The 19,041-nt window shown below is 29.5% G+C and carries 18 protein-coding genes; 12 read left to right on the top strand and 6 right to left on the bottom strand.

The genetic code is table 11. The features are described from left to right. Positions 1-23: 23 nt before the first annotated feature. Complete coding sequence (locus RYO54_RS04790) at positions 24-1,394, bottom strand: aldehyde dehydrogenase (protein WP_315116274.1); 1,371 nt, start codon at positions 1,392-1,394, stop codon at positions 24-26. A gap of 259 nt (positions 1,395-1,653) precedes the next feature. Here RYO54_RS04790 and RYO54_RS04785 point away from each other — a divergent pair, with 259 nt between their 5' ends. Then, complete coding sequence (locus RYO54_RS04785) at positions 1,654-2,187, top strand: 50S ribosomal protein L25 (RefSeq protein WP_315116271.1); 534 nt, start codon at positions 1,654-1,656, stop codon at positions 2,185-2,187. 115 nt (positions 2,188-2,302) lie between these two features. Here RYO54_RS04785 and RYO54_RS04780 read toward each other — a convergent pair whose 3' ends face one another. Then, the gene (locus RYO54_RS04780; protein WP_315116269.1) at positions 2,303-3,262 is read right to left on the bottom strand and encodes a P1 family peptidase; all 960 of its coding nucleotides are present in this window, start codon (positions 3,260-3,262) and stop codon (positions 2,303-2,305) included. Between the two features lie 72 nt (positions 3,263-3,334). Further along, positions 3,335-3,922 (bottom strand): ECF transporter S component, encoded by a 588-nt coding sequence (locus RYO54_RS04775; RefSeq protein WP_315116267.1) that lies wholly within the window; start codon positions 3,920-3,922, stop codon positions 3,335-3,337. A 287-nt stretch (positions 3,923-4,209) separates the two neighbouring features. On the opposite strand from RYO54_RS04775, the gene RYO54_RS04770 reads away from it, so the two are divergent. Beyond that, on the top strand, positions 4,210-5,592 hold the full coding sequence (locus RYO54_RS04770) for a methyl-accepting chemotaxis protein (RefSeq protein WP_315116265.1): 1,383 nt from the start codon (positions 4,210-4,212) through the stop codon (positions 5,590-5,592). Here RYO54_RS04770 and RYO54_RS04765 read toward each other — a convergent pair. Next, positions 5,589-6,146, bottom strand: a complete 558-nt coding sequence (locus RYO54_RS04765; protein ID WP_315116263.1) for a GDSL-type esterase/lipase family protein — start codon at positions 6,144-6,146, stop codon at positions 5,589-5,591. The two genes, RYO54_RS04770 and RYO54_RS04765, sit on opposite strands and share 4 nt — an antisense overlap. 174 nt (positions 6,147-6,320) lie before the next feature. Between RYO54_RS04765 and RYO54_RS04760 the strand changes: the two genes are divergently transcribed. The 7 genes from RYO54_RS04760 (at position 6,321) to RYO54_RS04730 (ending at position 14,066) form a co-directional block, all read left to right on the top strand. Beyond that, a complete protein-coding gene (locus RYO54_RS04760; protein ID WP_315116261.1) occupies positions 6,321-7,949 on the top strand; it encodes a S41 family peptidase in 1,629 nt (542 codons plus the stop codon). A 167-nt stretch (positions 7,950-8,116) separates the two neighbouring features. Next, entirely contained in the window at positions 8,117-8,485 is a 369-nt protein-coding gene (locus RYO54_RS04755) for a hypothetical protein (RefSeq protein WP_315116260.1), read from the top strand. Between the two features lie 209 nt (positions 8,486-8,694). Next, positions 8,695-9,546, top strand: coding sequence for a DegV family protein (locus RYO54_RS04750; RefSeq protein ID WP_315116258.1), 852 nt, complete (start codon positions 8,695-8,697; stop codon positions 9,544-9,546). Positions 9,547-9,548: 2 nt separating this feature from the next. Continuing rightward, positions 9,549-9,980 (top strand): PadR family transcriptional regulator, encoded by a 432-nt coding sequence (locus tag RYO54_RS04745; protein ID WP_315116256.1) that lies wholly within the window; start codon positions 9,549-9,551, stop codon positions 9,978-9,980. 140 nt (positions 9,981-10,120) lie between these two features. Continuing rightward, positions 10,121-11,140, top strand: a complete 1,020-nt coding sequence (locus RYO54_RS04740) for a homoserine dehydrogenase (RefSeq protein WP_315116254.1) — start codon at positions 10,121-10,123, stop codon at positions 11,138-11,140. A 165-nt stretch (positions 11,141-11,305) separates the two neighbouring features. Further along, on the top strand, positions 11,306-11,764 hold the full coding sequence (locus RYO54_RS04735; RefSeq protein WP_315116526.1) for a DUF5698 domain-containing protein: 459 nt from the start codon (positions 11,306-11,308) through the stop codon (positions 11,762-11,764). A 199-nt stretch (positions 11,765-11,963) separates the two neighbouring features. Continuing rightward, the gene (locus RYO54_RS04730; RefSeq protein ID WP_315116253.1) at positions 11,964-14,066 is read left to right on the top strand and encodes a methyl-accepting chemotaxis protein; all 2,103 of its coding nucleotides are present in this window, start codon (positions 11,964-11,966) and stop codon (positions 14,064-14,066) included. 24 nt (positions 14,067-14,090) lie between these two features. Here RYO54_RS04730 and ablA read toward each other — a convergent pair whose 3' ends face one another. Both ablA and RYO54_RS04720 read right to left on the bottom strand, forming a co-directional pair. Beyond that, entirely contained in the window at positions 14,091-15,359 is a 1,269-nt protein-coding gene (gene ablA, locus RYO54_RS04725) for a lysine 2,3-aminomutase (protein ID WP_315116251.1), read from the bottom strand. A gap of 11 nt (positions 15,360-15,370) precedes the next feature. Further along, positions 15,371-16,135 carry a hypothetical protein gene (locus tag RYO54_RS04720; protein ID WP_315116249.1) on the bottom strand — a complete coding sequence of 255 codons (765 nt, stop codon included), beginning with the start codon at positions 16,133-16,135 and terminating at the stop codon, positions 15,371-15,373. Positions 16,136-16,297: 162 nt separating this feature from the next. Between RYO54_RS04720 and RYO54_RS04715 the strand changes: the two genes are divergently transcribed. The 3 genes from RYO54_RS04715 to RYO54_RS04705 all read left to right on the top strand — a co-directional run bounded on the left by RYO54_RS04715 (position 16,298) and on the right by RYO54_RS04705 (position 18,942). Continuing rightward, a complete protein-coding gene (locus RYO54_RS04715; protein ID WP_315116247.1) occupies positions 16,298-17,416 on the top strand; it encodes an alanine dehydrogenase in 1,119 nt (372 codons plus the stop codon). Positions 17,417-17,495: 79 nt separating this feature from the next. Beyond that, positions 17,496-18,137 carry a TrkA C-terminal domain-containing protein gene (locus RYO54_RS04710; RefSeq protein ID WP_315116245.1) on the top strand — a complete coding sequence of 214 codons (642 nt, stop codon included), beginning with the start codon at positions 17,496-17,498 and terminating at the stop codon, positions 18,135-18,137. A gap of 106 nt (positions 18,138-18,243) precedes the next feature. After that, positions 18,244-18,942 (top strand): phosphatase PAP2 family protein, encoded by a 699-nt coding sequence (locus tag RYO54_RS04705; RefSeq protein WP_315116244.1) that lies wholly within the window; start codon positions 18,244-18,246, stop codon positions 18,940-18,942. Positions 18,943-19,041 lie beyond the last annotated feature (99 nt).

Here is a 19,041-nt window from a genome sequence, read left to right as displayed (position 1 = left end):
TGGAAAAAGTAAGAATTACCATATTACTCTATAATTTTTTTTAATAAATTTAAAGGAAAACTATATGGCGGATACTTTAATTTTAAATCAAATAAAAAACTTCTCTTCATTACAGATTTTTGATGAGTAAATGAGTAGTAACTCCATTTCCCGTGATATTTTCCCATGCCACTATTACCAACTCCTCCAAAAGGTAGGTAAGGGCTATTTATTTGAGATAGTGTTTCGTTTATGCACACACTACCTGAAGAGGTGCTTTTTATTAATTTATTAATATTCTTTTTGTTTTTAGAGAAATAATAAAGGGATAAAGGTTTAGGTCTACTATTGATAAAATGTATCACTTGGTCTAAATTATCAAATTGAAGCATTGGCAGTATAGGTCCGAATATCTCCTCTCTCATTACAGAAGAACTAATTTTTGTGCCTATCATTAAAGTAGGTGATATATATAAATCTTCTTTTTTTGTTTCACCACCAAAGATTATTTGTCCATCTTCGAGATAGGAACTTAGCCTATCAAAATGTTGTTCGTTTATTATTCTTCCATAATGGGGGCTATTTATTGCATTTTCCCCGTAGAAGTCTTTTATATACTTTATTAAAATAGGAATAAACTGATGGGCAACATCTTTGTGTACAAATAAATAATCAGGAGCTACACAAGTTTGACCTGTATTAAAAAATTTCCCCCAAACTATTCTCTTAGCAGAGATTTCTAAATCTGTATGTTTATCAACTATGCAGGGACTCTTGCCACCAAGTTCAAGAGTTGTCGGTATAAGTTTCTTGCTAGCAGCCTCCATGACTATTTTTCCAACCTTTTCACTTCCAGTGAAGAAAATGTAATCCCAATGTAAGGAAAGCAATTTGCTTGTTTCATCTACTCCACCTTGAACTGAATATAATAATTTTGGATCAAAATTATTATTAATTAAGCTAGTTATGGTATTTGAGATATTGGGAGATAACTCAGAAGGTTTAACAACAACACAGTTACCAGCGGCAATAGCTCCCATTAAAGGTGCAAAAATTAAATGAAAAGGATAATTCCATGGTCCAATTATTAAAACGGAGCCATAAGGTTCGTTAATAATATAACTTTTACCTGGGAAAGCAGTGAGAGGAGTTTTAACCAATTCATCCTTGGACCACTTTCTTAAATTATTTATAATATAATTTAATTCGGAAATAACAAAGCCAACTTCACTAACGTAGCTCTCAAAATTACATTTACCTAAATCTTTTTTTAGTGCTTCATAAATTACAGATTCATTCTCTTTGATAAGATATTTAAGTTTTTTTAATTGATTTATTCTAAAATTTATATCGTAGGTAGCCCTACTATTGAAAAATATTTGTTGGTCACATAAAATTTTATGGAAATCTGCCATATTAATCACCCCTTACTATGAAATATACCATAATATTATAGTATTTGAAATAAGAAGAATTTTTATGAAAAATTTAATTTCATATGATATGAAGAGGTTTTTGTGAGGAGGTATTGAACATATAAATATGGTATTAAGATTATGAACTATGTGTAAAATAGATGTAAACTTTACCTCAAAAGTGTATAATAATTCCAGTAATGTGATATAATTAACTTTATGGATAATATTAAAGACATATCACTGAGGAGGGTTTAATATGGAAGTAGCAATAAACGCATATGTAAGGAATGAAAAGCCGAAGATTACAAAGAGAGAAGGATTTATCCCTGGAGTTATCTATGGCAAAGATTTTGAAAATATACTTGTTAAATTTGAAAGAAATAAGCTCATAGGTCTACTTAAGGAAAAAGGAGAAAAAGCAAAAATATCATACATGTTAGATAATGTCACAAAAGAAGGCATTATAAAAGAAGTAGGAAGAGATTTTGCTACTGGTGAAATCATACATATTGATATTCAGTCAGTAAAAGGAAATGATAATGTTAAGTGGACAATACCTATAGTTTTTACAGGAAAGGAACTTTTAAATAATAAAGGACTATATCTTCAAGTGTATTCAAATGAAATTGATGTTGAGGGAGAAGCTTCATTAATACCAAACAATGCAGAAATTGAAGTGAGTTCTATGGAATTCGGTAAAGAAATAAAAATTAAGGATTTAAATCTAAACTCAGCTATTAAATTAGCCAAGGATAGTGAAACTATTTTAGCGGTTGTAACAAACTCTTAAATCTTTTGTTAAGATAAAAGTGTTTATTTAAATAGAATTTGAAAGTAGAGAGTTGAAAATAAAAAAGAGATTTTAGCTTTGATAAAATCTCTTTTTTTATTTTAAAAATATTAATTTAAACCATGTCTTTATATGCAATTATTCCATAACGAGAATTAGCATTTTTAATTGCGTTAATAACTGCTCTTTCAACAACTCTAGCAGCTAACATTCCTATAACATTTGTATCTGCTTCTACTTTATTTGTGGCCATTGTAAATATTGTGTCTCCATCAAACATAGTATGGGCGGGGCGCATGGTTCTTCCGTAACCATTGTGAGCCATTGAAGCAATTTTATTAGCAGAAGATTTTGTTAATATAGCATTAGTGATAACTGCTCCTATAGTGGTATTTCCTGGGAAAACATTATTATCATTATGGTAGTTATCTATCATCCATTGTTCAGTGTTTATAAATTTGCCATTTTTTATAGCGCCAGCAATAATTTCACCTGTTTTAGGATCAACAACATCTCCAAGGCAGTTCACTGCGATAAGAGCACCTACTTTTAGTTCTCCAACCTGAATGCAATAACTTCCTAAACCGCCTTTCATAGAGTGTTCGGGACCTAACATTTTTCCTAAAGTAGCACCTGTTCCTGCACCTACATTTCCTTGTAAATCTTCTTTATTATGTTCAGAATGGAGTGCAGCTTGATACCCCATTGTTTTATCAGGTCTAATATTTTTAATACCTACATTTAAATCAAAAAGAACTGCGGAACAAACTATAGGCACTTTAGTAACACCAACATCAAATCCAACTTCAGATTTCTCTAAATATTCCATAACCCCATTAGCAGCATCTAACCCGAAAGCACTGCCTCCAGAGAGTACTACACTATGTATTTTTTCAATCATATTAACTGGATTTAAAAGATCTGTTTCGCGAGTTCCAGGAGCTCCGCCTCTTACATCAACACCTGCAGTAGCTCCTTCTTTACATATTATAACAGAGCATCCAGTGCCGCCTTCTAAATTTTGAGCATGCCCAATGTTTATTCCATCTATATCAACTAAGTTTATTTCCTTCATTTCAATACTCCTTTGTAAATGTTTTTACTCCAATGTTTTAAAAATCTCCTGAACTAAGTCAGGAGATTTTTGTTACTTCTTTATTTTTTTTACTGCCATAACCACTGGTATAGTTATTAAGACGGATAGTATGGCTTCGGGAATTCCATTGGTTAGAGCTACAGCCATAATACCTTTTCTAGCAGCTGGCACGCTTATATTAAAAACTGATGCATATCTTTCTAAATAAATTAAGTACATTAATCCTAAAACACCAAAGGTATTTATCAAGGAGCCAACTATCGCAGCTAAAGCAATTTTTAAAGTACCTAGCTTTGTGGATAGGGCTGAATAACAATAATAAGATGCTATTCCAATAACAACTCTAGGAACCACAGAAACTATTGGATTAACAAAAACAAAGAATAATGGTGTAGGATTTGTAAAGGCATTTATTACGCTAAAAATACCGAAAATTAAACCTATCATTCCTCCTACTACCGGTCCTTCAATAATAGCACCGATTATTACTGGTACATGCATGATAGTAGCTTTTACCGGTGGAATAGGTATAAAACCTAAGCCAGAAATACCAAGAAAAATTGAAATTGCAGACAACATTCCAACAACGGCTATTTGTCTAGTGTTAAGATTAATTGATGATTTTAACTTTTTTTCCATTTAAATTACCTCCGTTATTATTCCCTTAGGGATATAATTCGAAAATTTTTTATTGAACTATTGGGTGTTCAGTTTCATAAGAATACCGACGAAATCATTTTAACACGTTTGTAGAAAAAATTAAATAGAGTCGTTAAAATTTTGTCAATAAAAAGTATTCTGACAATTTCTATAAACTGAGAAAAAAAACCATCTATATAAAAGGAAAAACATATACTATGGAGAATATAGAATAAATGTAGAGAAATAAATAATAAATTGTAATAATATGAAAAGGGAGGACCAACATGATATTCAGCAAAAAAAATAGCAATGGAAATTATAATGTTGATAGTGATTTAGAAATAATAAAAAAGAATATTAATGAACTAATGAAAGGAAATTTCATAAGAATAGATGAATTTCAAATAAAAGATGAAGAGTTAATAAAATCATGGAATACATTAGTTGATAAAATGTACGATGAAAAAAATGATAATTTAAATTTAGTAAATAATATATTAAATTCAGTAATTAAGATGGAATATATCGGTGAAATGGTGGATAGTGCAAATAATCAAACCAATTCTATCAATGATATAAATAATAATAGTGAGGAGTTAACTTTATCAATTCATGAGGTAACAAAATTCGCTGAGAGAATATCTACAAAAACTGAAAGTGCTATTCATGCAGTAGATGAAGGGGTTAACAGTATAAAAACTTCTTATAATTATATGATGGAATCTTTGAAGAATAATAAAACTATTGAAGATAACATGAATATGGTTATTCAAAGGACAGCAGATATTGAAAAAATAATAGACATAGTTAAAGGTATTGCAGATCAAACAAATTTACTAGCATTAAATGCTGCAATTGAAGCCGCAAGGGCTGGTGAGGCAGGAAAAGGATTTGCGGTTGTAGCACAAGAAGTAAGAAAGCTTGCAGAAGATACAAAAGAGTCAGTAAATAGTATACAAAATAACATTGGAGAGCTAAAGAATGATATAGAAATTTTGGTTGACGATATAAACAGTACGAGTTCTAATGCATCTTTTGAAGAAGATTTATTAAACAATTCAATAAACACTATAGAAAATATTAAAAAGGTAGTTGAAGAAATTAATGTGGAGATGAATCAAATTTCCGCTAATAGGGAAGAACAGCTAACTGCAACAGAAGAGCTTAATGAGCATATAAACTTAATATCTAAAGAGGCTAGTGAGCTTTTAGAACAATTTAATAGAGCAGGAAGAGATATTTATGATTTAAGCATAGTTACAGATAAAGGAAGAAAAACTTTGTTGTCAATAGGAAACTGTCTACAGGACAAAGATATGATAGAATTCTATAAAACAGATCACTTGCTTTGGAAATGGAAAGTTTACAATATGATGTTAGGATATGAAAAGTTAGATGAAGATATTGTGGCAAATTATAAAACATGTAATCTAGGAAAATGGTATTATTCTGTAAAGAATGAAGAACTTCTTAAAAATAAAGATTTTATTGAAATTGAAAAATATCATAAAGAACTTCATAGCATTGCTAAAGAAGCCATAGTATTCTGTAAAGAAAAGGATATAAGAAATGCAAAAGTAAGCATGAAGGATATGGAAGATTGTTCTGCAACAATGTTAAATTATATGGATAAAATAAAAAACTTTTTAAACAAAAATAATGGTTAGAACTTTATAGTTCTAGCCATTATTTTATGTCCTTCATAAGTTGGATGAATACCATCTGTGTAAAGATTATATAGTAGGTGTTGGTTTTCAATAAAAGAAGCGTAAAAATCAAAATAAGTGATATTATTAATGATACAATAATCTATAATGTTTTTTCTATAAATTTCAATAGCAGAGTTAACTCTAGAGTAATCAATACCAGTTTCCCAACGTTCATTTGCTAGACTTATGTGTACTGGAGGTTGAATTCCTAAAAGAGGAATTATATTATTTTTCCTACATTCCTGTATAATCAATATAATATTACTTATTGTATTATCTATGGATGTGTTAAGTAGAAAGTCATTTGTACCTCCCATAATTATACAATGAGTAGGATGTAAAGATATTACATCATTATAGGATCTAAAAAGCATACCAGCTGTAGTATCTCCATTTAAACCTTTATTTGTAACAGAGATTTTTAATTTTTCCCTTATAATATCACACCAGCATTCTCCATATGCTACGCCATAGCCATAGGTAAGGCTATCACCGAAACAAATTAATTTCATATAAATCACCTTTTGTAAAATTATTATATCTATAATATTATCATAAGTTGTTTAGTATCTCCATGGATAAAGTATTGAATTCATGAAACAATGAAATATGAATTTACAAAACAAAATTTCATATTTTTCAATATATGTCTTATAATAATATTATTAGAAAGGTGGGAGATATTTATGATACATTATAAAAAGAAAAATAAATTTAATTGCCTACTTCTTGGATTAATTGTTTTTATAAATATAATATTTTTTAATGGAAGAGTTCAGGCTTATACAACAAATGAACAAAGTTTGTTGGAAGTAAAATATTTGATTCAAAAAAATTCTATTTATGATCTTCCATTAGAAGGATTAAACTCTAACAACATTAATGAGGTGATAAAGTACTTAAAAGATCCTTATAGTCAATATTTTACTAAAGAAGAGTTTCAAGAATTTGTCATGGGAATTAATCAAAGTTTTCATGGCATAGGTATATATAATGAAAGTGTGCCAGAGGGAATAAAAGTAGATTCTTTTTTACCAGGTTCATCGGCACAGACAGCGGGATTAAAGGTTGGAGATATAATTATAAGTGCAGATGGTAATAATTTAAAAGGACTGGATTTAGCTAAAGCAGTGAAATATATAAAAGGTGAAAGCGGTACTTTTGTTAAGTTGATAGTAAAAAGAGGGGAATCGATTTTAAATTATAATGTGGAGAGAAAAGAAATAAAAATACCTACTGTAGAAGGAAAGCTTTTAGAGAATAATGTAGCATATATTTTAATTGAATCCTTTGGTGAAGACACGCCAGAACTTTTAAATGAAAAATTTAAAGAAATGGAAAGCAAAGGAGCGGAAAAATACATTATTGACTTACGTAACAATACTGGCGGATATACTAACTCTGCCTACGATATCTTAGGTTATTTTATAGATGATAATGTAGCTACAATTATGAAAGATAGTAAAAATAACGAATATAGATATAAAGCTTTAAAGCATGATTATACAATTAATAAAGATATTATACTTTTAGTAAATGAATATACTGCTTCTGCGTCAGAAATACTTTCAGCGGCATTAAAAGATTATAATAAGGTTTTACTAATTGGAAATAAAACCTATGGAAAGGGAGTACAGCAAACTATATTTTCACTAAGCAATGGAGATGTAATAAAATTAACTACTCATAGCTTTTATTCACCTCTAGGTAAAGAAATACACGGCGTTGGAATAACTCCAAATATTGATTCTGGGAAAGTAGATCCTTTAAGTATAGCAGAGTTACTTTTTTCAGGAAAACCTTCTACTATGGATAAAAGTCATTTAGTGAAAATTATAGGAGAAAATAAAAAAGAATATTATATTGATTTAAATAAAGCTAGAGAAAAAGATTATAGAAAAGCATTCAAGCATATATTGGATTCAACCAAGGAAGGTAATATATTTATTGGAACTGAAGGCGGATGGAATGAGCTTACTAAGAAGGATATAGCTAACCAGATTAATGTATATTTTAATGATTATAGTAAACTTCCAAGACTGGTTAAATCAAAAGAAAAGGCAACATTTAGAATAAAATTAAATAAAGATATTGATTCTAATACAGTAAATTCAAATACAATAAAGTTAATTAATGAAGAAACCTTTGAAGAAATAAAAGGAGACTTTAACTTAGAGAAAAATGATGAGATAATATTTTGTCCACTACAAGCCTCTAAACTACAAGGTAATTATATATTATTAGTTGAAGGTTTAAAAGGTAAGGATGGTAAAGAACTAAAAAGTAAAATATTATTACCTGTTCAATTTCAATAATTTATATTGATATTTTATAAGGACTTTGCTACATTATTTATAGTGAAGTCTTATTTTAATTATGTAAAATATACAAAAAGTTTATAAATCATTAATAAAGTATTATAAAGAAATATGTTAATATATATATAATAAATTTTAATTACTTCAAGGAGGTAAGTAGTTAAATGAATATGAACTATTATAAACAGATGGATAAATGGGATAATTTAACTAAAGCACTATTAATTCTTGGTGTGATTTTGTTATTATCAAAATTTAATAGAATGATAGGAATTGCACTAATAATATATGCTATAGGGAGAATGGGCTATTATAGTAAAATGAATAAAAATATTGGAGACATTAACTTTAATAAAGTTAAGAGTGATATGAGGAGTACTCTAAATAATTTTAAAAATAAAATAAAGGAAAGAAAGGAATTTTTGATTACAAGATGCCCTAACTGCTCGCAAAAATTAAGACTTCCACGTAAAAAAGGTAACATATTAGTTACTTGTCCAAGGTGTGGATATAAATTTAAATTAAAAACCTGATAGTTAATTCTATCAGGTATAGATATATATAAATTAAAGGAAATTTATTAGTTTAAGTTTCTTTTTATTTTTTTTGATAGTTATCAATAGTGATAGTTATCAACAGTGATAGTTATCACTATTGATATTAATATATAAAAGGTGATATAATTTATATATAGTGTGGGATAATATACTAGAAAGCTATTTATATAGAGGAGGAAATGTAATTGGAAAAGATTGCTTTAATAACTGATACTACAGCTGATTTAACAGAGGAAATTATTAAGGAATACAATGTAGAGGTACTACCTTTTAGAATAATTTATAAGGACAGAGAGTATAAAGATAAGATTGAAATTACTCCACAGGAGGTTTATGACAATTTTAAAGTAGAAGTACCAACGTCTTCACTACCATCTATGCAAGATATGGAGGAGCTATTCACCAGGCTTGAAGAGGAAGGATATACTCATGCAATTGCAATAACATTATCAACGGGTCTTTCAGGAATATACAATGGCGTAAAAGTAGTAAGTGAAAATCATCCGAAAATTATTACTCATGTTATGGACTCAAAAGCTATATCATGGGGTGAAGGAGCTTTAGCTCATAAATGCGGTGAATTGATAAAAGAAGGGAAAAATTTTGATACAATAGTAGATGAATTATATGAATTTAGGAAAAAGATTCAAGTTTATTTTGTTGTAGGTACTTTAGAATACTTGAAAAGAGGCGGTAGAATAGGCAAGGTTTCAGGAACAATAGGGGAATTATTAAACATCAAGCCTATAATTGCTGTAGATAACAATGATGGTAAGTATTGTACTTGCGATAAGGTTAGAGGTAGGAAACAATCATTAAATAGGATGTTTGAAATAATAGAAAACAAATTAAAAGAAAAGAGATGTGCTATTTATATTATGAGCGGGGATGCTTTAGAAGAAGCAAAAAAGTTACATGAAAGAATAAGTAAGTTAGAAAATGCTTCAAAGGTGGTAATGGGAGGAGCAATAAGCCCTGTATCTGGAGTTCATAGCGGTCCTGGCCTTGTTGGAATTGTATTAATAGAGGAATCATAAATATGGGCCTTGGTTATGATGACGTAAAGGAAGAAGAGAAGCGCCTTTATGAAGAGTATAAAAGAAAATTAGAAGATTTAAAAAAAATTGAAAAAGAGAAGGAAGCTGTAGGCCAAGTTTTTACCAAAGGACTTTTACCTCTATATGTTTTATACATATTGAGTTTAGGGCCAACCAATGGTAATGATATAGCTCATCAAATAGGTGAAAGAACAAAGGGGCTATGGATACCAAGTACTGGAGGGATTTATCCGCTTCTTAAAAAATTTGAGAAACAAAAGTTAGTTAAAGGCAAATGGGATAGTTCAAAAAGGATATATTCACTTACAGACGTAGGCTATGAAGAACTTGAAAACAAAAAAGAATTATTAAAACCTAAAATTGAAGAGGCACTTAAGGTTTTTAACATCATATATAATGATTTATATAAGTAAACAGCAAAAAAATTGCTGTTTTTCTTTTTCACTTTCACTACAGAAATTAATAAAAATATGATATAATGTAATAGATTACATGTAATTTTGTCACCTCTTATTTTCAGAAATTTTATAATATTAAGGGATTGGGGGATCTTATGATAAAAAGGATTATTTTAGCTGGTTTTGGTAATGTAGGTAAAGAATTTGTGAGGCTTATTGATGAAAAAAGGTTATATATTAGAGAAAAATATGACATGGATTTAATCTTATGTGGTGTTTTAGAAAAGGAAGGATGCATTTTTGAAGATGGGGGAATTGACACATCTTATTTAATCAACTGTCCTTCAGGACCCCAAGGGGTTCTTGAATATGCTGAACATTTTAAAGAATCATACTATAATTATCCTGTTTTAGAAGGGGATATTCTTATAGAATGCACACAAAGTGATATAAGAACAGGAGGTCCTTCCCTAAATTATATAATGAATTCTATTAATAGGGGCATGGATATAGTAATGCTATCTAAAGGTGCTTTAGTCGCAAACTTTAATCAATTGATGGAGTTATCAAGAAAAAAAGATGTAAAAATAAAGTATAGCGGTGCTACAGCAGCGGCTCTTCCTACTATGGATTTGGGCGTATACAGTTTGGCAGGAGCAAAAATTACAAATATAACTGGAATTTTAAATGGAACTACTAATTATATATTGAACAGAATGTTTGAAGAAAATATATCTTTTGAACAAGCATTAGAGGAAGCGGTTAAAAAAGGGATAGCAGAGAAAGAAAACTCAATGGATATAGATGGCATTGATAGTGCATCTAAAATATTGTTATTAGCAAACAGCTTAATGGATGGTAATTACTCATTAGAGGATATTGCAATTAAAGGCATTAGAAATATAAGTAGAGAAGATATATTAGAGGCTAAAAATAAGAACAAGGTTATAAAATTATTATGCAAAGCTTACTATAAAGCTGGTAAGTTAGTTTTAGAAGTATTTCCGGAAAAGATTGATGCTAATAGCCTTTTAGGGAATATAAACGGGAGCAATAAAGGGATAGTATTCCATACTGATACTATGGGAGAAATATATTTAATTGGTGGAGCATCAAATCCTAGAGGAGCAGCGGCTGCTGCATTAAAAGATGTTATAAATTTATGTAGAGAATAGCTTATTGGATAGATATGGAATAAAAATCATTGGACTTGCGTATAGCTAAAGTATCGAGTTTACTTGGGGGATGAATTCTCTCCCAAGCATTTATTAAAGGGAGAGGATATTTTCTTGATTACGTATTTGTTAATTTTTTTAGCAAAGATAGTAGAAGTATCTTTAATGACTATAAGAACAGTATTAATAACTAGAGGAGAGAAACTATACGGTTCAATAATTGGTTTTTTTGAAATATCAATATGGCTATATTTAATCAATAAAGTATTAGTAGGAATAAGCGAAGATCCAATAAGGATGGTGACATATGCATTAGGATATGCATGTGGCAACTATTTAGGGTCTATATTAGAAGAAAAATTGGCTTTAGGATTGCTAACTATAAGTATAATTTTACCTGAATCTGAAGGAGAGGAACTGATTAAAAAATTAAGAGAAAAAAATGTAGGTGTAACTAAAGTAAGAGCTGAAGGAATAAATAAAGACAAAAGCTTATTGTTAATTCATATTAAAAGAAAAAGAAAGAATGAAATCATCAAACTTATTGAGAAAAGTCCATTGCATTGTGTTATCTCAATAAGCGATACAAAAACTGTAATGGGTGGATATGGTATAAAAAAATAGATTCTATTTTTATAGAATCTATTTTTCGTAGAATATAATTTTAAGCAAGTTTATTAGCTAATTAAAAGTATAATAAAAAATATAAACATATTTAACAAAACATAATATTATTATGAAAACATTAGTAAATCCATTGAAATTTATCAATAAATGTTATATTATACATTTATAAGATATGTAATTATTAGGAGAATTTTGTTTGAAAAAGGAGGGGATTAAAATTAAATCAATAAAACACAAATTAATACTTGTAGCTGTGATGATTGTAATTATACCAGTTTTAGCAATTACAATTACTACTACAGGTATTACAAGTAAAAACCTTACAAGCCATTTTTATGCCGATCATGTAACATTATCCAATACCATAGCTAATGGTGTATCAGATTATATGGATAAGGCATATGTTTTAACAGAAGAACTTATAAGTAATTATTATGTAAGACAAATGGACCCTAAGATGCAGGACATAGCTGTAAAGGATACCATTAAAAGAAATCCGTATTTTGATTTATTTTGTATTCAAGATATGAAAGGTGATCAAACAGCTAGAACTACAGGAAAGCTAGCAAATAGGGCAGATAGATGGTGGTTTAAAGAAAGCGTAAGCAAAAAGAAACCTTTTGTTACTAAATCATATCTTACTGTAAATGATGATAGTGATGCTATTAATTCCATTATATTTCCAATTTTTGATGAAAAAAATGATATGACTGGAGTAATGGATGCAGATTTGAAATTGGACGAGCTTCAGAAATTGGTAGAAAAATATAGTACTGATTTAATTTATGCTTATGTTGTTGATGGAGACGGGGCTGTTATTGCTCATCCAGAGAGGGAGCTAGTACAAGAAATATATAATTACAAAACATTTACAAAAACTGTAAGACAGAGAGATAGCTCTAATAAAGTTATAAAGGATGATACTGGTGCTCCGGTGACTAAAGTGGAAAATATAGAAGTACCAGAAAAATTAACGGAGATTACTCTAGATGCTTTAGCTGGAAATTCAGGTAAAACTGAATATAAAGATTTAAATGGTGAAATAGTGATAAGTGCATATCAGACCATTAAATTGCCAGGAGAGTCAGATAACTGGGCAGTAATCACAGTAGAAAAGAAAAGTGATGCACTAGCACTAGTTTCTAAAGTTCAAAAAATCAGTTACATAATAGGTGCAGGGATGCTACTTCTTGTAATTATAATTATATATTTCTTATCAAGTAAATTTACAAAACCATTAACTAACCTTGCTAAGATTACTGAAAAAGCATCTTCAGGAGATTTGACGGCTTATAGTGATTATAAGTCAAAAGATGAGATAGGGCTTTTAAGCAATAGCTTTAATGTCATGTTAGATAATATGAAAAATTTAATAAAAAATATAAATGAGGCATCAGCGGTAGTATCTGATTCTTCACAATCATTATTAGCATCAACGGAGCAGACTTCTAGTTCTATAAGTGAAGTAGCTCAAACCATAACTGAAGTGGCATCTAACATGGAAAAAGGTGCTGATAGTTCAAAAGAAGGTGTAATGGCAGCTCATGAATTATCAAAGGAATTAGATCTAGTTGTACAGCGTATAAAAGAAAGTATAGATACTACAAGTAGGATGCATGAAATTTCTAATACTGGCTTCCAAACAATTGATAAATTAGAAGCAAAAAATCTAGAGAATGGCAATGTATCCAGAGCAGTATTTAATGTTATTAATGACTTAAGTGAAAAAGCTAACAGCATTGGTGGCATTGTAGAAACAATTACTTCAATATCAGAGCAAACTAACTTACTTGCATTAAATGCGGCTATAGAAGCTGCTAGAGCAGGGGAAGCAGGTAAAGGTTTCTCAGTGGTAGCAGAGGAAGTAAGGAAATTATCTGAAAACACTGCTCACTCTACAAATAATGTTAAATCTATAATAACTAGTATACAAAATGACATAGAAGTAGCTCTAACCACAATAAAGACAGCAGATACAGTTCTTAAAGATCAAAACGAGGCTGTAGACAATACTAGAGATACCTTTAAAGAAATAAATACTTCAATAGTAAATGTTGTTGAAAAAATTGACTATATATCTGAAAGCTTAAAGAGTGTTGATGAATGTAGAAATAAGCTATTGTCAGTAGTTCAAGAAGTTTCTAGTATTTCAGGGGATATTGCAGATGCTGCTCAAAATGTAAGTGGTGCAACAGAAGAACAAAATGCTGAAATGGAAGAGATAAATGCCTTATCAGAAGAATTAAACAGAATGGCACAGACATTAGAAAGTGAAATAAGAAGATTTAAAATACAATAAAAAAATAGTCCTAGGAAGTATTTCCTAGGATTTGCTTTTATAATCATTAATTCTTTTCTTTCTATCTAAGGATTTAGGCTCGAGATTTATTTGTATATTTTCTAATAAAGATGAAACACCAGTAGATGGTTCTTTATTTTCACTTTTGCATGTTGGGCAATTACAATGAGTTTCTTCGAAATGAGAAGGCTCTGTATATGTTGTTATAACACCCTCATAGTTTCTTAATACAACTTTTGAAGGAGATTGACTAATAAGATATTGAGGCATTACAGGTATTTTTCCGCCGCCACCAGGAGCGTCAACAACAAAAGTAGGGACGCAGTAGCCAGAAGTATGACCTCTTAAACCTTCTATTATTTCAATTCCTTTAGAAACTTTAGTTCTAAAATGTTCAATTCCTTCTGATAAATCACATTGATATAAATAATAAGGTCTTACCCTCATTTTTACTAACTTATTAACTAAATCTTTTTGTATATGCACACAATCATTAACTCCTCTTAATAAAACTGTTTGATTTCCTAGAGGAACCCCAGCATTGGCTAATTTCTCGCAAGCTTTTATGGAATATTCTGTAATTTCATTTGGGTGGTTAAAGTGCGTGTTAAGCCAAATAGGATGATACTTTTTCAACATATCTACTAAATCATCTGTTATTCTCATTGGATTAACTACAGGAATTCTAGAACCTATTCTTACAATTTCTACATGGGGAATTTCCCTCAAATTCTTTATTATATATTCTAGCTTATCGTCTTCAATCATTAGTCCGTCTCCACCTGATAACAATACATCTCTTACAGAGGGGGTGTTTCTTATATAATCTAATGCCATTTCAATTCTATCTTTAGGCATGAAAGAATCTGTATGACCAGCAAATCTTCTTCTAGTACAATGTCTACAATACATTGAACACATATCGGTAATCAAGAATAAAACTCTGTCAGGGTAAGCGTGAGTCAATCCTGGAACTGGTGAAGAAGCATCTTCGTGTAAAGGATCGCACATATCAGCTTTTGAAAAGTTTAATTCATGTATGGTTGGAACTGCTTGTTTTCTAATAGGATCATTTAAATCATCTGGATCTATTAGAGTAGCATAATATGGAGATATTCCCATTCGTAATGACTGTAAACATTTATCTATAGCTTCTTCTTCTTCTGGCAAAATATTGATGACTTTTTTTAGTTGTTCTATAGTGGTAATTCTATTTCTAACTTGCCATTTCCAATCATTCCACTGCTCTTCGGTAACATCTTTCCATAAATCAATTTCTCTGTAATCTCTCATATAGTAGCCCCCTATTCTTTAATCTTTATTATTTCTATCAATTTTTTTTGTATTGAATGAACATCTTCTTTTAAATTATCTCGCTCATAGTGAAAGTCATTGGAATCTAAAAGATAACTATGGGTAACTCCCAAAGTAAGTTTATTTTCATCAATTGCATCACTTAAGAATTCACAAAGTTTTTCAGATGAAAAATATTCTAGTCTCAATTCCTCTTTATCATCTAATGAATATACAGGTAGTGATGTAAGTAAATTATTACTTACTTTATATTGTTCTCTATAAATATTATGAGATTCAAATCTTATATCCGTTAATTCGTATAAGGCCTTAGCGGTATCATCATTCATTGAAAAGTAACCACCTCTATATATTTGAACAGGCATTACACCTCTTTGACTCAAATAATCCATAGAATAATTAATAATATGTTTTTGTTCTTCTATATTGTAAGAGGCCAGTAGTTCCTCATCTTTTTTTATAAAGGGACATTTTTGGTTGATTTCATCCGGAAGATTTTCAGGATGAATATGAAGACCAAAAATCACATTATATTCCTTAATTTTCTCAACTAAATTTAGTTGAAAGAGCATGTCTGCAAAAAAAGGAGTTATAAATAAAATGGTAGTAATTCCATTTTCTGAATTGAGTTTTAAAAATCTTTCCAGATTCTTCACATTATTCTCTAAATTTTTGTCAAAATTAGTCCCTTCGCAATCTATTGTGATTGCATACTGGAAACCATCTTTACTTATTAATTCTAGTATGTCTTTCATGCTTTAAGTCCTCCTACAATAAATATATTGAAAAACTACAACTTTGGATATATAATGAAGTTGTAACTAAATAACAACTTCATTATACTATATGAGTTTTTGGTTGTCAAAAACTTTCAGATAAAAAATAATTAATATTTTGTTAAGAATAGGGGGATAAAAATGATTACTTTAGGATATCCAAGAATGCACAAGGAAGAGAATGAAAAAAGGGATTTTTTACCAGATTTTTTTAGAAGATTAAAGGGAGAGAAGGCAGAATTTTATCTAGAAGAAGGTTATGGTTCAAAAATGGGGATAAAAGAAGAAGAGTATCTACAGGCCAATGAAAATATAAAATTTGTATCAAATAAGGAATGTTATGAAAAGAATATTATAGTTGTTCTTCGCTCACCAGAATTTAATGAAATAGACTACATGGCAAATGGCAGCACTTTAGTTAGTATGCTGCATTATCCCACAAGACCTACGAGAGTTGAGAAGTTAAAAAAGAAGAATATTTTTGGAGTATCCATGGATTCTTTAAGAAATGATTTCTTAGAAAGAATAGTTGTAAATTACAATGGAACTTCTGGCAATGGTATAGAAATGGCTTTCCAAGAGCTGAGTAAAAGTATGAGAGATTTTTACTCAAAAGATAGAGGAGTTATAAATGTAACAATAATGGGGATGGGAATGGTAGGTTTATATGCTGCTAAAGCTGCTGGTAAATATGGAAATAGGGATTTAAATAGCAAAATGGCAGAACTAGGCACTAAGGGGATAATAGTAAAAATGTTACCAAGAACGGTAACAGGAGATAGAGAGGAAAGAATAAACTTATTAAAGGAAACAGATATTTTAGTAGATGCAACTACAAGAGATAATCCATCCGATTATATAATTACAAATGACTTAATAGCACATTTAAAACCTCATGCCATAATATTAGATTTAACAGCAGACCCTTATTTAACGGATACAGATACTATTCAAGTTAAGGCTGTTGAGGGCATACCTACAGGAACTTTAGATAAGCCCGTAATATATCCAGAGGATGAAATTTATAAAACTATACCTAAGAGAGTTAATAATGATAATAGGAGAACTGTAGTAGGATGCAATGCATGGCCAGGAGTAAAACCAAAGGAATGTATGCACCTGTATGGAATGCAGCTATTCCCAATAATACAACAGTTGATAAGACTAGATAGAAAAGACTTTTCTTTGAATAATGATGATTTTTTTAATAGAGCTATTTATAGAGCTACAGTAGATCACTTTGAAGAATATGAAAAATAGTAGAAAAATAAGGATTTTTGTTGTAATATATAAGATATGACATTACCATCATTAAATACTACAAAATGGAGGAATAAAAATGAAAGTCCATCAAGGTGGGGCAGTATACAAAAATATAGCTCTAGATGTAGCTAATAAAATAGTGTTAGGTGATTTTAAAGTAGATGAGAAAATTAGTGGAAGATCTACACTGGCTAGTATGTATAATGTATCCCCTGAAACAATAAGGAGAGCAATAGCTCTACTTGAGGAAATGAATGTTGTATCTTCTACTAGAGGAAGTGGAATAGAAATATTGTCAGTATCTGCAGCAGAAAAATTTATTGAAAAAAATAGAGATACTGAATATCTATCTACAGTAAAAGAAAATATTTTTAGATTAATAGAAAAAAAGAAAGAATTAGATGATGAAATTCAACTTAATTTTGATAAAATATTAGATTTTATTGATAGATTCAAAAACATAACACCATTTACTTTAATAGAGATCGAAGTAAATGATCAATGTAAGATAATTGGTAAAAAAATTAACGAAATTAGATTCTGGCAAGCTACAGGGGCTACTATGGTAGCTTATAGGAGAGGAGAAAAAATAATGATTTCACCGGGGCCAGATTATGTTTTTAAAGCTGGAGATACTATTGTGGTGATTGGAAGCAGTAATGTGTATGACAAAGTATATAACTTCATATATAATACATTTTCTGATGGAGAAGAATAGGGAAAAAAGCATCAAACAATAATTGTTTGATGCTTTTTTTCTCAAATTGACAATTACAGGGTATATATATATACTATACCTATGTTGCTATTTTGAGGTGATGATATTGACTAAAAATTATTTTAATAATTATAAAAGTATAGATGAAAGATGGAAAATATCTCTTGTATCAGTGGTACTTTCTATAATGTCTACAACTTTATTTTTAGTATTAGCATATTATTTTTACAAGCTACAGGGAAATTTTCTAATGGATAAGAGAGCTATAGATTATATAATTCATATACAAGGAAAAGGTTTGGATGCTTTCTTTAAGACTATAACCACCATAGGGGATCCATCAACAATAATAATCATGTCCTTTTTAATAGTAGTCCTTTTTTATTATAAGAAATTGTTAAAGGATGGCATATACTTTGTTGTTAATATAATTGGAGTTTGGCTTTTTAATGAATTGTTAAAATTCATATTTAAAAGAGAAAGACCAATTTTGAAAATTATTGAAGCGAGAGGATACAGCTTACCTAGCGGACACGCCATGGTTTTTACTGCATTTTCCTTAATGTGTGTATATTTTATTTCTATAAAAATTAAATCAAGTGTGTTTAGGAACATTGGTATTTTATTAATTATCGCTTTGAATTTTTTTGTGGGTATTAGCAGGGTATATTTAAGAGTGCATTTTTTAAGTGATGTAATTGCTGGATGGTGTGCAGGAATTTTATGGTCATGTATTGGCATAATTATTCATAGATATGTGCATTATAAGAGCAAGGTAAGATTAATAAATGATAAAGTACATTAAAAATAGTAAGGATTATATTTCTATAAAATTAAAATTAGAAATATAATCTTTTTAATTATGTTCTATATAATAAGTTTTTTATTGACATGCTAAAATATT

It is taken from the genome of uncultured Clostridium sp. (assembly GCF_963515715.1).
Lineage (GTDB): Bacteria > Bacillota > Clostridia > Clostridiales > Clostridiaceae > Clostridium_AW.
The sequence above is the reverse complement of the archived record's forward strand: the minus strand, read 5'-3'. Positions and strand labels throughout refer to the sequence as shown.